This window comes from Tardiphaga sp. (genome assembly GCF_028290495.1).
Classification (GTDB): Bacteria; Pseudomonadota; Alphaproteobacteria; order Rhizobiales; family Xanthobacteraceae; genus Tardiphaga.
The window spans coordinates 1-15,061 of the sequence record NZ_JAQGJT010000012.1; the positions used below are offsets into that span (position 1 = coordinate 1).

The 15,061-nt window shown below is 63.6% G+C and carries 12 protein-coding genes and 2 pseudogenes; 10 read left to right on the forward strand and 4 right to left on the reverse strand.

The features are described 5' to 3' along the window. Positions 1-45 precede the first annotated feature (45 nt). A complete protein-coding gene (locus JWQ24_RS01030) occupies positions 46-1,014 on the reverse strand; it encodes an SMP-30/gluconolactonase/LRE family protein (RefSeq protein WP_299803262.1) in 969 nt (322 codons plus the stop codon). A gap of 198 nt (positions 1,015-1,212) precedes the next feature. Here JWQ24_RS01030 and JWQ24_RS01035 point away from each other — a divergent pair, with 198 nt between their 5' ends. Next, positions 1,213-2,031, forward strand: coding sequence for an NAD(P)-dependent oxidoreductase (locus JWQ24_RS01035; RefSeq protein ID WP_299803265.1), 819 nt, complete (start codon positions 1,213-1,215; stop codon positions 2,029-2,031). Positions 2,032-2,229: 198 nt separating this feature from the next. After that, entirely contained in the window at positions 2,230-3,936 is a 1,707-nt protein-coding gene (locus JWQ24_RS01040; protein ID WP_299803267.1) for an IlvD/Edd family dehydratase, read from the forward strand. A 194-nt stretch (positions 3,937-4,130) separates the two neighbouring features. On the opposite strand, the gene JWQ24_RS01045 is transcribed toward JWQ24_RS01040, so the two are convergent. After that, on the reverse strand, positions 4,131-5,054 hold the full coding sequence (locus JWQ24_RS01045) for a ribokinase (protein ID WP_299803269.1): 924 nt from the start codon (positions 5,052-5,054) through the stop codon (positions 4,131-4,133). A gap of 3 nt (positions 5,055-5,057) precedes the next feature. Next, a complete protein-coding gene (locus JWQ24_RS01050; RefSeq protein ID WP_299803271.1) occupies positions 5,058-5,948 on the reverse strand; it encodes a sugar kinase in 891 nt (296 codons plus the stop codon). Positions 5,949-6,149: 201 nt separating this feature from the next. On the opposite strand from JWQ24_RS01050, the gene JWQ24_RS01055 reads away from it, so the two are divergent. Further along, complete coding sequence (locus tag JWQ24_RS01055) at positions 6,150-7,409, forward strand: Glu/Leu/Phe/Val dehydrogenase (RefSeq protein ID WP_299803274.1); 1,260 nt, start codon at positions 6,150-6,152, stop codon at positions 7,407-7,409. Beyond that, on the forward strand, positions 7,406-8,254 hold the full coding sequence (locus JWQ24_RS01060) for a VOC family protein (protein ID WP_299803276.1): 849 nt from the start codon (positions 7,406-7,408) through the stop codon (positions 8,252-8,254). Before JWQ24_RS01055 ends, JWQ24_RS01060 begins: the two co-directional genes overlap by 4 nt. Here JWQ24_RS01060 and JWQ24_RS01065 read toward each other — a convergent pair. Then, positions 8,255-9,012, reverse strand: a pseudogene (locus JWQ24_RS01065) (sulfite exporter TauE/SafE family protein). A gap of 142 nt (positions 9,013-9,154) precedes the next feature. On the opposite strand from JWQ24_RS01065, the gene JWQ24_RS01070 reads away from it, so the two are divergent. The 6 genes and pseudogenes from JWQ24_RS01070 to JWQ24_RS01095 all read left to right on the forward strand — a co-directional run. Beyond that, a complete protein-coding gene (locus JWQ24_RS01070; protein WP_299803277.1) occupies positions 9,155-9,907 on the forward strand; it encodes a TetR/AcrR family transcriptional regulator in 753 nt (250 codons plus the stop codon). Between the two features lie 114 nt (positions 9,908-10,021). After that, complete coding sequence (locus JWQ24_RS01075; RefSeq protein WP_299803279.1) at positions 10,022-10,831, forward strand: ABC transporter permease; 810 nt, start codon at positions 10,022-10,024, stop codon at positions 10,829-10,831. Between the two features lie 81 nt (positions 10,832-10,912). Continuing rightward, a complete protein-coding gene (locus JWQ24_RS01080; protein ID WP_299803282.1) occupies positions 10,913-11,905 on the forward strand; it encodes an ABC transporter substrate-binding protein in 993 nt (330 codons plus the stop codon). A 151-nt stretch (positions 11,906-12,056) separates the two neighbouring features. After that, positions 12,057-12,908, forward strand: a complete 852-nt coding sequence (locus tag JWQ24_RS01085) for an ABC transporter ATP-binding protein (protein ID WP_299803284.1) — start codon at positions 12,057-12,059, stop codon at positions 12,906-12,908. A gap of 11 nt (positions 12,909-12,919) precedes the next feature. Next, positions 12,920-14,323 (forward strand): hypothetical protein, encoded by a 1,404-nt coding sequence (locus tag JWQ24_RS01090; protein WP_299803287.1) that lies wholly within the window; start codon positions 12,920-12,922, stop codon positions 14,321-14,323. A gap of 2 nt (positions 14,324-14,325) precedes the next feature. Beyond that, a pseudogene (locus JWQ24_RS01095) lies at positions 14,326-15,061 on the forward strand (Gfo/Idh/MocA family oxidoreductase); the annotation flags it as partial.

Here is a 15,061-nt window from a genome sequence, read left to right on the forward strand (position 1 = left end):
TGGGTCCCTGCGTTCGCAGGGACGACAAGTTTGGAGCGTTCGAACCTATCCCCCCGGCGCGCCCTGCGTGTTGACATACAGCGCGTAGATCGACTGGCTCGCGGCCATGAACAGCCGGTTGCGCTTCAGGCCGCCGAAGCAGAGGTTGGCGCAGCGTTCGGGTAACGCGATGCGCCCGATCAGGACGCCGTCGGGGGCGTAGACCACGACGCCGTCGAGCTCGGGATCGCCCATGCCCCAGCCGCACCACAGATTGCCGTCGATGTCGCAGCGCATGCCGTCCGGCGTGCCCGGGCCGGCATCGATCAGCACGCGCTTGCCGCTGATGCTCTTGCCATCCGCCGCCACGTTATAAGCCAGGATCTTGCGGTTCGGCGCGCCGCGGGATTCCACGATGTAGAGCAGCTTCTCGTCAGGTGAAAAGCACAGCCCGTTGGGGCCCAGCACGTCGTCGGCGACGATCGTGGGCTGAAGCGTCTCGCCGTCGATGCGATAGACGTTCTGCCCGATCTCGGACGACGCCTTGTTGCCTTCGTAGTCGCTCATCAGGCCGAACGGCGGGTCGGTGAACCAGATCGAGCCGTCGGATTTCACCACCACATCATTCGGCGAGTTCAGCTGCTTGCCCTCATAGCGATCCATCAGCACAGTGATGCTGCCGTCATATTCGGTGCGGATGACGCGGCGGCCGCCATGCTCGCACGAGACCAGGCGGCCCTGCCTGTCGCGCGTGGCGCCGTTGGCGTAGTCCGAGGGTTTTCGATAGTTGCTGACCGCGCCGGTCTCCTCGTCCCATCGGATGATGCGATTGTTGGGAATGTCCGAGCACAACAGATAGCGGCCGTCGCCGAACCACACCGGTCCCTCGGCCCAGCGCAGCCCGGTCGCGATGCGCTCGACCGCCGCGAGCTTGATCCAGTATTTCTCGAAGCGCGGATCGAGCGCGTGAATCGCGGGGTCCGGATAATACGTCGAAGGCGCCCAGCCAGGGCGCGGTGCAGGACTATCGGACATTTGCTGTTCTCGATTTCGTCGTTTCCTCTGACGTCGTTGCTAACATTGGTATGAACGGTCAGCAAGCGGACGGCCACCGCGACCTCAGTTGTCGTTGCCGGTCAAGCCGGACGATGACAGCGGAGAGGGAAGCTCTCTTGCCGCACCATCGCCACCGCGCCATACTCGCGGCAACACACCAAAAACACAGGGGACGCCATGCCAAGGATCTTGATGACCGGCGCGTCGGGGGGCGTCGGCACGCGGTTGCGCGAACTGTTGCCGGCGATCTATCCGGATCTCGTGCTGAGCGATCTCACGCCGCCGGCAAATCTCTCATCCAAAGAGAACTTCAGGCAGGCCGATCTGGCCGACCTCGCTTCGGTCGAAGCGATCTGCGAGGGCGTTGACGGCATCCTGCATTTCGGCGGCTTCTCGGTGGAGGGTCCGTGGGACACCATCCTGCAGGCCAACATCATCGGCACCTACAACCTGTTCGAAGCCGCGCGGAAGAAGGGCGTCAAGCGCGTGGTGTTTGCATCCTCCAACCACACGATGGGCTTCTATCCGCGCCACAGCCGGATCGGGACCGACGTCACCGCGCGGCCGGACAGCCGCTACGGCGTCAGCAAGGTGTTTGGCGAGGCGGTCGGCGCACTCTATGCGGACAAGCACGGATTAAGTGTGACCTGCGTGCGGATTGGCAATTTCGGTGACCAGCCGCTCGACCAGCGCCGCCTGTCGATCTGGCTGAAGCCGGAAGACCTCGTGCAGCTCTGCCGCATCGGGCTGGAGCATCCCGACATCCATTTCGAGGTGCTGTATGGCGCGTCCTATAACGAGCGCGCCTGGTGGGACAATTCCCGCGCCTACGAACTGGGCTATCGCCCGATCGGCCGTGCCGAGGATCACCGCGCGCACGCGATGGCCGAGCAGGCGAAGATGCCCGCCGATCCGGTCGCCGATTTTTATCAGGGCGGCGCGTTCTGCAGCCTCGAATTCGATGCCGACCAGAACAGTGTCTGGGCACCGGAATAGATCCCCTGTCCTCATGGTGAGGAGCGCGCCTCTCGCGCGCGTCTCGAACCATGGCGGCGTGTGGGGCCATCCTTCGAGACGCGGTTGAAGACAACCGCTCCTCAGGATGAGGATCCTGTGTACCGTGTTCAACGATTGACAAGGATTTTGGCCGCTTCATAAGAAACGTTCAAAACAACGAGCGACGGGATACGCGACATGGCCGACGGATTGCGCAAGGGACTCACCAGCTACGGCGACGCTGGCTTCTCACTGTTCCTGCGCAAGGCCTTCATCAAGGCGATGGGCTATTCCGACGATGCGCTGGACCGGCCGATCGTCGGCATCACCAACACCCACAGCGATTACAATCCCTGCCACGGTAACGCGCCGCAGATCATCGAGGCCGCCAAGCGCGGCGTGATGCTGGCCGGCGCGCTGCCGATGGTGTTTCCGACCATTTCGATCGGCGAGAGCTTTGCGCATCCGACCTCGATGTATCTGCGCAACCTGATGGCGATGGATACCGAAGAGATGATCCGCGCCCAGCCGATGGATGCGGTGATCGTGATCGGCGGTTGTGACAAGACGCTGCCGGCGCAGATCATGGCGGCGATCTCCGCGGATCTGCCGACGGTGGTGATTCCCGTGGGACCGATGGTGGTCGGTCATCACAAGGGCGAGGTGCTGGGCGCCTGCACGGATTGCCGGCGAATGTGGGGCAAGTTCCGTGCGGGCGAAATCGACCAGCAGGAGATCGACGCGGTCAATGCGCGCCTCGCGCCGTCGGTCGGCACCTGCATGGTGATGGGCACCGCGAGCACGATGGCCTGCATCACCGAGGCTATGGGCCTGTCGCTGCCGATGAGCGCGACGATTCCCGCACCCCATGCCGAGCGTTTTCGCTCCGCCGAAGCCAGCGGCCGTGTCGCCGCCGAGATGGCGAAGAACAAGGGCCCGAAGCCGAGCGAATTTCTCACGCCAGCCTCGTTCCGAAATGCGCAGGTCGTGCTGCAGGCGATCGGCGGCTCGACCAACGGCCTGATTCATCTCACTGCGATGGCCAACCGCTCGGTGCATCGCATCGATCTGGCCGCTTTCGACGAACTCAGCCGCGAAGTGCCGGTGCTGATCGATCTGAAGCCTTCAGGCGATCACTACATGGAGCATTTTCACCATGCCGGCGGCGTGCCGAAGCTGATGGCGCAGCTAGGCGACCTGATCGACCTCGATGCGAAGACGGTGTCGGGCGCGACGTTGCGCGAGATCGTCGCCAATGCCGAGGACGTGCCGGGGCAGGACGTGATCCGCTCGCGCAGCAATCCGATCAAGCCCGAAGGCGCGATGGCCGTGCTACACGGCAATCTCGCGCCGCGCGGCGCGGTGATCAAGCATTCGGCGGCCTCGCCGAAGCTGTTGCAGCACACCGGCCGCGCGGTGGTCTTCGAGTCCGTCGAGGACATGACACTGCGCTGTGACAGCCCCGATCTCGATGTCACGGCCGACGACGTGCTGGTGCTGCGCAATGCCGGGCCGAAGGGCGCGCCGGGCATGCCGGAGGCGGGCTATCTGCCGATTCCGATGAAGCTGGCGCGCGCAGGCGTCAAGGACATGGTGCGGATTTCGGATGCGCGCATGAGCGGCACCGCGTTCGGCACCATCGTGCTGCACATCACGCCGGAGAGCGCGGTCGGCGGGCCGCTGGCGCTGGTGCAAAACGGCGACATGATCCGGCTCGATGTCGCCGCGCGCAGCATCGACCTCCTGATCGACGACGCCGAAATGGCCAAGCGCCAGGCCGCATTGCCGGCGGCCGTGACGCCCGACTGGGCGAAGCGCGGCTACGCGCATCTGTTCCACAGCACGATCCTGCAGGCCGACGACGGCTGCGATTTCGACTTCATGACGCGCGAAGGCAAGGCGTAACGCCACAAAACTCCGTTGTCATCCCCGCGCATGCGGGGATCCAGTAAACACAGTCGCTCGTGATGAAGCACTGACGCCTGTGTTTACTGGATCGTCCGGTCAAGCCGGGCGATGACACAGGAGCGTGAGGTGGGAAAGTGTAGTTCTTCTTCATTCGCCCCTCTCCCGCAACGACGGGGGGAAAGACGAAGGCCTCATGCTCGGACTTCTTTGAGCACAGCCGTCACTTCAGCCGCGGTCGGCATCGATGGTCCTGCGCCGATCCGCTGCACGCAGATCGATGCGGCGGCGATAGCGTAGCCGAGCGCGCTCTGCAGGGGATCGCCCGCTGCCAACCGGGCGGCGATTGCACCGACAAAACAGTCGCCGGCGCCGGTGGTATCGATTGCGTCAACGACACGTGCCGGCTCAGTGAGGACCTGCCCATCGACCAAAGCGATCACGCCGCGCTTGCCCAGCGTGACGCAGATCGATGGCTTGCCGGCGATCTGCAGGCTTCGTGCCGCATCGATGAAGCGGGCGTCTTCGTCGGTGCTGCGCAATTCGGTCCCCGCCAGAATTCCAAGCTCGGTTTCATTGAGGATCAGCACATCGACGAACTCGAGCAGTTTGCGCTCGAAGGTCATCGCCGGCGCCGGATTGAGGATCGTCGTCGCTCCGGCGGTGCGGGCATGGACGAAGAAGGCGGTGACGGCGGGCAGCGGGATTTCGAACTGGCTCACGGCGACGTCGCCGGGCGCCAGCGTGACGGCGCTGACATCGGCGGGGCTGACCCGCGCATTGGCAGCGGGAATGACAACGATGGTGTTGTCGGCGGCGGCGACCGTGATGATGGCGGTGCCGGTAGCGACGCCGGCCACTTCGCGGATGTTTGCGAGATCGATGCCCTGCGCCGCGAGAAACGCTCGCGCTTCATGCCCGAAGGCATCGGCACCGGTACAGCCGATCAAGGTCGTCGTCGCGCCGAGTTTCGCGGCAGCCACGGCCTGGTTCGCACCCTTGCCGCCCGGGAAAAACAGCACCTCATGCCCGGCGATCGTCTCGCCGATCGCCGGATGGCGGTCGGCGGTGACGACCACATCCATGTTGATGCTGCCTGCGACGATGATTTTTCCCATCGCTTACGCCGGCGCGAATTCCTGGCGCACGCTCGCGATATCCGACAGCGTCGGTAATCCCGCTTCGTTGCCGAGTTTCTGGATCTTGTAGGTTGATGCCGCGCGGGCAAAGACGAAATGCTCGGCCCAGCTATGCGACGGATTGGCGAGGTACGAATACACGTAGGCGCCGTGGAACACGTCGCCTGCGCCATTGGTATCCAGCACGCGCGCGCGCGGGATGGCCAGCGCCGGCAGCGTGTGCACTGCGCCGGTTTCGTCGTACCACAGCAGCCCGCGCTCGCCCTGTGTGATGCCACCGACGCGGCAGCCGCGGCTCTTGAGATAATCCAGCATCTTCTCCGGCGTGAGGTCCATCTGCTCGCACAATCGCTCGGCGACGATGGCAACGTCGATGAATTCGAGTAGCTCATGGGTGTTGGTGCGCATGCCGCCGCCGTCGAGCGAGGTGAGGATGCCGGCTTCGCGGCACAGCTTGGCGTAGTGGATCGCGGCGTCCGGCTGATGGCCGTCAACGTGCAGCGCACGGCAATGGCCGAGGTTGAGCAGTGGGAAGGGGTGGATATGTTCGTCGTCGCGGCAGCGCACGATGGCGCGCTTGCCGTCCTTCGGCATAATGAAGGACAGCGACGAACTGGCGACCTTGCGCGGGTGAATCTCGATGCTGTATTTCGCCGACATATCCATGAACATGCGGCCGAGCCAGTCATTGGCCACGGTGGCGATCAGGTCGGGCACGATGCCGAGCTTGGCGCAGCAGAACGCGGCGGTGACGGCATTGCCGCCGAATGACACCGCGTAGTCCGTGGCGACGTGCTTCTCGTCGCCAGTCGGCATATGGTCGGTGATGAAGGTGACGTCGATATAGGTCTGTCCGATGAAGAGAGCCTGCATGTGCCTGTCCGTCTCCCGAGATGATGGCCCGATCCATCACGTTTCTGGGCCATCGCCGTGCCACTTTAGCAGCCGATGGGATGGCGGCTACCGAATTGTGCATCGCGGAAATTTTCCCCGTGCACGGCTTCAACCGCCGTGCCCGGCCGACATGACCTGTGCGACGTCCGATAAGCAATAATTGCACCAGAGGAGGCGGCGATGACGGTGTATTCCGGTCCGGTGTTCGAGATGGCGGTCAACCAGTTTGGCGTCATTGCCGACCATCTGGCGATCCCGATCGACGAGCGAGACCGGCTGCTGATGCCCAAGCGCGCCATCGTCGTATCGTGTCCGATCCATTGCGATGACGGCACCATCGCGGTCTATGAGGGTTACCGGGTGCAGCATCACCTCACCCTCGGTCCCACCAAGGGCGGCACGCGCTTCGCCAAAAGCGTCGATCTCGGCGAGGTCGCCGCACTGGCGATCTGGATGAGCTGGAAATGCGCGCTGGTCGGGCTGCCCTACGGCGGCGCCAAAGGCGGTATCGCGGTCGATCCGACGGCGATCTCGAAGCGCGAACTGGAGGCGCTGTCGCGCCGCTACATGCAGGAGATGATCCCGTTCGTCGGCCCGCATACCGACGTGATGGCGCCGGACATGGGCACCAACGAACAGGTCATGGCCTGGTTCATGGACACCTATTCGATGTATCAGGGCCGTACCGTCACCGAGATCGTCACCGGCAAGCCGGTGGCCTCCGGCGGCACGATGGGACGGCGCGAGGCGACCGGGCGCGGCGTCGCCCATCTCGCCCGGCGGGTGCTCAGGGAGCTGGCGATCGATCTCAACGGCGCCACCGCGATTATCCAGGGTTTTGGCAATGTCGGCTCCTATGCGGCGCTGGAGTTGCACCGTTTCGGGCTGAAGGTCATCGCGGTGAGCGATCACACCGGCGCGCTGTACAGCAAGACCGGGCTCGATATCCCCGCGCTGATGCGCCACACCGCGGAGCACGGCAGCATCAAGGGCTTCTCCACCGAATTGCAATGCGACCCGGCCGACATCTTCACGCTGGCCTGCGACGTGCTGGTGCCCGCGGCGATGGAGCGCGCCATCGATGGCCCGATGGCCGAGAAACTGCGCTGTCGGGTACTGGCTGAAGGCGCCAACGGCCCGACCACGCCCGAGGCCGATCTGGTGCTGGAAAAACGGCAGGATGAAATCTTCCTGCTGCCGGACATCCTGTGCAACTCCGGTGGCGTGGTGGTCAGTTACTTCGAGTGGGTGCAGGATCTGCAGCAGTTGTTCTGGGAAGAAGAGGAAGTCATGCGACGGGAATATCAAATCCTTGACCGCGCCTTTGATGCGATGGTGATGCGCGCCAAGGTCGATCGCATCCCGCACCGGACCGCTGCGATGGCGATCGGCGTCGAGAAGGTGCGCGCGGCCAAGAACACGCGTGGCCTGTTTCCATGATCACCGGACTGGATCACATCGTCGTCCTGCTGGGCGATCTCGATGCCGGCGTTGCCGCCTATCAGGCGCTGTTTGCGCGGACGCCGTCATGGCGCAGCCGCAGCGATGGCGCGGCCACGGTTCTGTTCACGCTCGACAATATGAGCCTGGAATTGATGGCGCCCGACGGCGAGGGGCCTGCTGCCGAACGCATCCGTACCGTGCTGAAAGCGCAAGGCGAGGGCCTCGCCAGCATGTGCTTTCAAACCAGGGATATCGGCAAGATGCACCGCCGGCTCGACCGGCTGGCGCTGAAGCCGGATGCCATTGCAGAGGTGGAAAGCCGCGATCTCGCCAGCGGCGCGTCGCTGTCGTGGAAGCGCACCCGTGCCACCACCGATGCGACTCGCGGCGTGCGCCATTTCTTTCTCGAACTGGCTCAGCCGCGTCCGCTTTCGCCGGCCAGTGGTGACGCGCCCGTCACGGGGCTCGACCACGTCGTGATCGCGACGCAGGATCCTGAGCGCGGCGCGGCGTTGTACGGCGCGCGGCTCGGTCTCGACATGGCGCTGGATCGTTCTCGTCCGGATTGGGGCCAGCTGATGTTCTTCCGTTGCGGCGACCTGATCGTCGAACTCGTGCACCGGCCAGACGCCGCGGCCGACAAGACGCGCGACAGACTGTGGGGCTTGAGCTGGCGTATCGAGAATGCCGAGGCGACACGCTCGCGCCTCGTCGCCGCCGGTATCGATGTCTCCGAGGTGCGCGACGGCCGCAAGCCCGGCACCCGCGTGATCAGCCTGCGCAGCGGCACTTGCGGCGTGCCGACATTGCTGGTGCAGCGCGCGGCGAAGGCCGTTCCGTAGTTACTTCCGCAATTCCACCACGCCCTGCCACAGCAGCAGCGAGATCACCAGCAGCAGCGCGTAGGCAATTTTGTAGAACAGCCCGGTCGGCGTGTTGCGGACCAGCCAGATGCCGGCGAAATTCGCGGCGATGGCGGCGGGCAGCAGCGCCAGCGACGTCGTGAAATTCGCCGAGGAAAATTGCCCGAGAAAAAAGTACGGCACGATCTTCAGTGCGTTGACCACCGCAAAGAAGATCGTGGTGGTGCCGACCAGCACCAGCTTCGGCAGGCGTTGCGGCAGCACGTAGACCTGGAACGGCGGGCCGCCGGCCTGTGTCATGAACGAGGTGAAGCCGGTCACCGTGCCCCAGAATGCGCCGGCCGCCGGTCCCATCCGCTGCGGCAGTGTTTCGGCGCGCTTGAGCCAGACGTTGAAGACGAAGGCCACGCCGATCAGGCCGATGGTAGCCGCACGGCATTGTCGGAAATATGCGAGGCCAAAAGCCACGCCAACGCCATGCCCAGGACCGCGCCGGGCAGCAGGATCTTCAGATTCGAGGCATCCCAGTCGCGGCGATAGACATAGATCGAGATCAGATCCTGGATGATCAGTACCGGCAGGATCAGGGCTGCGGCTTCCAGCGGCGGCAGGTACAGGGCCAGCAGCGGCGTCGCGGCAGTGCCGACGCCGGAAAAGCCGCCCTTTGACAGGTCGAGCAGGATGACCGCAGGGACCGCTGCGGCGTAGAACAGGGGATCAGCGATGAGGGCAGGCACAGGCGGTTCCGATTGAGTGCCGCAGTGATAGCGAGGATGCGCGCAAAAGGCCATTGCGCACGCCGTCCCGAGATCGCGCGTTCTCAACGCCGCGCCTGCGTGCTACATCCGACGATACTTCGCGTCGTCCAAGCCTATTATCATGCCTATTATCGAGCGACAGGTCACCGATTTGCCCAAAGTAAAAGCCGCATCGACCAAGAAGGCACTGAAGTGGCAGCGCGATCCCGAGGGCATGCGGATCCGCATCCTGCAAGCCGCGAAGAAGGAATTTTCCCGGCATGGACTGGCTGGCGCGCGGGTCGACCGGATCGCGGCGGAGGCGGGCGCCAACAAGCGCATGCTGTATTACCATGTCGGCAAGAAGGATGACCTCTATCTCGCCGTGCTGGAAGGCGCCTACGAGCAGATTCGCGTCGAGGAACGCACGCTCGACCTCGAACATCTCGATCCGCCCGACGCCATCGAAAGCCTGATCGCCTTCACCTGGAACTATTTTCTCCGTAACCCGGAATTCCTCGCGCTGCTCAACACCGAGAATCTTGAGCGCGCCAAGCACCTGAAGCGCTCCGACAAGATCAAGTCGATGCATTCGCCGTTCGTCGAAATGATCCGCACCGTCGTCAACCGCGGCGTCGCCAGCGGCGACTTCAAAGTCGCGATGGACCCGGTGCAGCTGTATATTTCGATCGCCGGGCTGAGCTTTTTCTATCTCTCCAACAACGCCACGCTGAGCGTGATTTTCGGCCGCGATCTGCTCGCCCAACCGGCGAAGGATGAGCGACTCGCACACATGGTGGCGCTCATCCTGGCGGCGCTGACCGGCCGGTCCGTTGCCGAGTTCCTGTTGCCGAAGCCGCCCGCGACACGCCCGCCGAGCCGGCAACCCGCCTGATATTGCTGCGTAATTTTTGCTAGCGAAGCGGCCAATTGACATTGGGAGCGGCATGGCTAGTATTTATCCAACAAGTTAAATTGCGACCGCAAAGACGGTAACCGGGAGAGAAGCGTGAGTGAGACCAAGCGCCAGGGAGCCGCAGCCAGGCTGCTGAATGCCCCGTGGCTTCGGCCGTTTTTTCTGCTGATCATGATCATCGTGGCGTGGGATCTGGCGATCCGGCTGTTCCACATCCCGGCCTATCAAATTCCGGCGCCCGGCGATGTCGTGAAGGTGCTGTGGACCGACTGGCCCGAACTGCTCAGCCAGACCTGGCCGACCACGCAGGCGACCATCGTCGGCTTCCTGCTGTCGGCGCTGTTCGGCATTCCCGTGGCGATGTTGATCGCCGGCTCGAAGACGGTGGAGAGCTACGTCTATCCGCTGCTGGTGTTCTCGCAGTCGATTCCCAAAGTGGCCATCGCGCCGCTGTTCGTGGTGTGGTTCGGTTTCGGCATCGTGCCGAAAATCATCGCGGCGTTCCTGCTGGGTTTCTTCCCGGTGGTCGTCTCCGCGGTGCAGGGCTTCAAGTCGGTCGATCCCGACATGGTCGATCTGGCGCGCGCGATGAAGGGCAGCCGCATCAGCGTGTTCTGCGCCGTCAACCTGCCGCACGCGCTGCCGGCAATCTTCTCCGGCCTCAAGGTGTCGGTCACGCTCGCCGTCGTCGGCGCGGTGGTCGGCGAATTCGTCGGCTCGAATTCCGGCATTGGCTACGTGCTGCAGCGCTCGATCGGCACCTTCGATCTGCCGACGATGTTTGCTGCGCTGGTTATTCTTGCGCTGCTCGGCGTCGTCCTGTTCTGGCTGGTCGACCGCATCGAACGCTTCGCCATTCCCTGGCATGTCAGCCAGCGCGCGGACTTCGTTCTCGCGGCTTAGGTCAGGTGCAAAAGCGTAAAACGTAAAACGCAAAACAAACGGTTCACTCAAGGGCCGGATCACTTTCAACGGGAGGCTAACATGCTGAAATGGGTTACCGCTTTATCGACCGCCTTGATCTGGACTTCGGTCGCCACCGTGACGCCGGCTGCCGCCGCCGACAAGGTCGTGCTGATGCTGAACTGGTACGTCTACGGCGAGCACGCGCCGTTCTATTACGGCAAGGCCAAGGGCATCTATGCCGCCGAAGGCATCGATCTTGAGATCCAGGAAGGCCGCGGTTCCGCCGCGACCGTCCAGGCCGTCGCCGCCAAGACCGTGGATTTCGGTTACGTCGACGTCCCCACCATGATGCGCGCCGCCGTCAAGGGCGCCCCGGTGGTGGCCACCGGCGTGCTGCTGCAGACCTCGGCGATGTCGGTGATGGGCTTCGTCGACAAGAACATCAAGAAGCCGGACGACATCAAGGGCAAGACCGTGGCGATCACGCCGGCGGATTCGATGACCCAGATCTGGCCGCTGTTCCTGAAGAAGACGGGCCTCAAGGAATCCGACTTCAAGACCGTCGCCGGCGATGGCCAGACCAAGCTCAACGCCGTCATCAACGGTCAGGCGGACCTGCTGCTGGGCTACGTGATGGACCAGTCGATGAAGATCAAGGACGCCACTGGCAAGGACGTCTACCCGATCAAGTTCGCTGATTACGGCATCCATCTGGTGTCGTCGGGCATCATCACCAACACCGACTACGCCAAGGCCAATCCGGACCTCGTGAAGCGCTTCATGTCGGCCACCACCAAGGCCGTGGAAGCCGCGGAGAAGGATGCCAAGGGAGCGGCGCAGTCGATCCTCGATGCCAACCCCAAGGGCGGCAAGATCGAGACGCTGACGCAGGGGTTTGAGTTGACCATTCCGCTGTACCGCACGCCGGAAACCAAAAGCCTCCGCCCGTTCCAGGTCACCGATCAGAACATGAAGGACTCGGTGGAACTGATGGTCGAATATGGCGGGCTCGAAGCCAAGGCCAAGGACAATCCGAAGGCGTTCTACACCAACGACTATCTGCCGAAGTAACCACCAACTCGTCATTGCGAGCCGACGAAACTGGCCCCGCCAGTTTCGTCGGGCGAAGCAATCCAGATGGCCACAAGCGAAGGCTGGATTGCTTCGTCACAAGTGCTCCTCGCAATGACGAATACGATTTCGAACTGACAGGACCGATTTGATGAACGCAGCGATGAAGGCCATGAGCGTGGAACCAGTGACCGCACATCTTCGCGTCGTGTCAGAGCAAGCTGCCGTCAACGATACGTCGGGGATCACCATCTCCGGCGTGTCCAAGACCTACCGGACGCGCGACGGCGACGTGCCGTCGCTGCGGCCGCTGGATTTCCATATCAATGATGGCGAGTTCTTCGTCATCGTCGGCCCGTCGGGCTGCGGCAAGTCCACGCTGTTGAAGATGATCTCCGGCCTGCTGGCGCCATCGACCGGCGAGATACTGGTCGAGGGCAAGAAGGTCACGGAGCCGCATGGCGATGTCGGCATCGTGTTCCAGAACGCGCTGCTGCTGCCGTGGCGTAATATCCTGTCGAACGTCATGCTGCCGATCGATATGAAAAAGCTGCCGCGCGAAAAGTTCCTCGACCGGGCGAAATCGCTGCTCAAGATGGTCGGCCTCGAAGGTTTCGAGAAGAAGCTGCCGTGGCAGCTCTCCGGCGGCATGCAGCAGCGCGCCTCGATTTGCCGTGCGCTGGTGCACGATCCCAAGATCATGCTGATGGACGAGCCGTTCGGCGCGCTCGACGCCATGACGCGCGAGAAGATGAATGTCGAGTTGTCGCGCATCCAGCGCGAGACCGGCAAGACGGTGCTCCTGATCACCCATTCGATTCCGGAAGCGGTGTTCCTCGCCGACAAGGTGCTGGTGATGACCGAACGCCCCGGCGGGATCGCCGCGATCTACGATGTGCCGCTCGGCCGCGAACGCAACCTGGATGCGATGGCGAATCCGGTGTTCACCGAACTGGTGGCGCGGATCCGCAAGCACTTCTTCACCCAGAGCGCGCTGGACTAAGGCAAACCGTCATGTCGGTTCCCCGCATCGCCCTGCGCGAGATCGCGCTGTATGAACGCCCGGTGGCGTTCGTGCGGCCGTTCCGCTTTGGCGCGGTGACGGTCCATGCGGCGCCGCAGGCTTTCGTGCGGGTGGAACTGGAGGTCGAAGGCAAGGGCGTGTTCACCGGCGCCAGCGCCGAGCTGATGGTGCCGAAATGGTTCGACAAGCGGCCGCATCTCGATATCGACGAAACCGTCGATGAACTCCGACAGTCGCTGCTGATCGCGCGCGACCTGTACCGCGCGCAGTCCGGTTTCATTTCGGCATTCGGCCTGCATGCCGCCTGCATCAATGACCAGATCGCCGCCTGCGCGAAGGCCGACATTCCGCCGCTGGCGGCGGCCTTCGGTCCTGCCGAAATCGACAAGGCTGTGCTCGACGCCTTGCTGCGCGGTCTCGGGCTGAACCTCTTCGACGGGTTGGCCGGCAATGTGGTGGGGCTCACCGCGCGGCTGGCACCGGATATCGGAGATGACGACATCGCGGCGTTTCTCACGGGCCGCCAGCCGCTCGCGCGCGTCGCGCTGCGTCACACCGTCGGCCTAGATGACCTCATTGAAGGTAAGGGCGGCGTCGCCGATAGCGAAGAGAACAGCGGCGCCCGCTATTTCAAGCTGAAAATGAATGGCGATCCGGAAGCCGACGCGGCGCGCCTGACAAGGATCGGCCAGGCGCTCACCGCGCTGCCCTATGACTATCAGGTGACGCTCGATGCCAACGAGCAATATGCTGACCTGAATGCGCTCGGCGCGCTGGTCGAGCGCCTGGACCACGATGCCGCGTTAAAGCCGATCGCCTCAAAGCTGCTGTACATCGAGCAGCCGATGCCGCGCGACACCACGCGGTCGTCGCCGCTGGGCCGCCTGTCATCGCGCAACTTCATCATCGATGAGGCCGACGATTCCTGGGACGCGTTCCCGGCGGCCAAGGCGCTCGGTTATCGCGGCATCTCGTCGAAGTCCTGCAAGGGATTTTACAAGTCGATCGTCAATGCCGTCCGGGCCGCGAAGTGGAGCGACGGCGGCGAACGCTACTTCATCACCGGCGAGGATCTCACCTGTCAGGCCGGGCTCGGTGTGCAGCAGGATCTGGCGCTCGGCGCGCTGATCGGCGTCACGCACGCCGAGCGCAACGGACATCACTATGTGGACGGCTTCGGTGAAGCGCCCGCAGCGGAGGCCGAAGCCTTCCTGAAAGCGCATCCCGATCTGTATGGCCGCGACGCCGACGATGTCATCCGGTTGAAAATTCACGACGGCGATCTCCTGACGGGATCGCTGACCTCTGCCGGATTCGCATCCGGCGCCCATCCGGACTGGACGGCGCTGTCGCCGCTCCAGCGCCCCAGAACAAAAATCCTGCAGGAGAACTGACTATGGCTGTCCACCGCCTCGGTATCATCATGAACGGCATCACCGGCCGCATGGGCCTCAACCAGCATCTGGTGCGCTCCATCGTCGCGATCCGCGCGCAGGGCGGCGTGACGCTGAAGAACGGCGACCGCATGATGCCGGATCCGATCCTGGTCGGCCGCAACGCCGAGAAGATCGAAGGCCTAGCCAAAAAGTACGGCATCGATCGCTGGACTACCGATCTCGACAAGGCGCTGGAAGACAAGAACGACACCATCTTCTTCGATGCCGCCACCACGCAGGCGCGTCCGGGTCTGCTCAACAAGGCGATCGCGGCCGGCAAGCATATCTATTGCGAGAAGCCGATCGCGACCAACCTCGCTGCGGCGCTCGACGTCATCCAGAAGGCCAATGCGAAGGGCCTCAAGCACGGCACCGTGCAGGACAAGCTGTTCCTGCCGGGCCTGAAGAAGCTGGCGATGCTGCGCGATAGCGGCTTCTTCGGCCGCATGCTCTCGGTGCGTGGCGAGTTCGGCTACTGGGTGTTCGAGGGCGACTGGCAGGAAGCACAGCGGCCGTCGTGGAACTACCGCGCCGAGGACGGCGGCGGCATGATTCTCGACATGGTCTGCCACTGGCGCTACGTGCTCGACAATCTGTTCGGCGAGGTCAGGGCGGTATCGTGACTGGGTACCACCCACATTCCGGGCCGGGTGGACGAGAACGGGCAGCCCTATGCGGCCGATGCGGACGACGCCG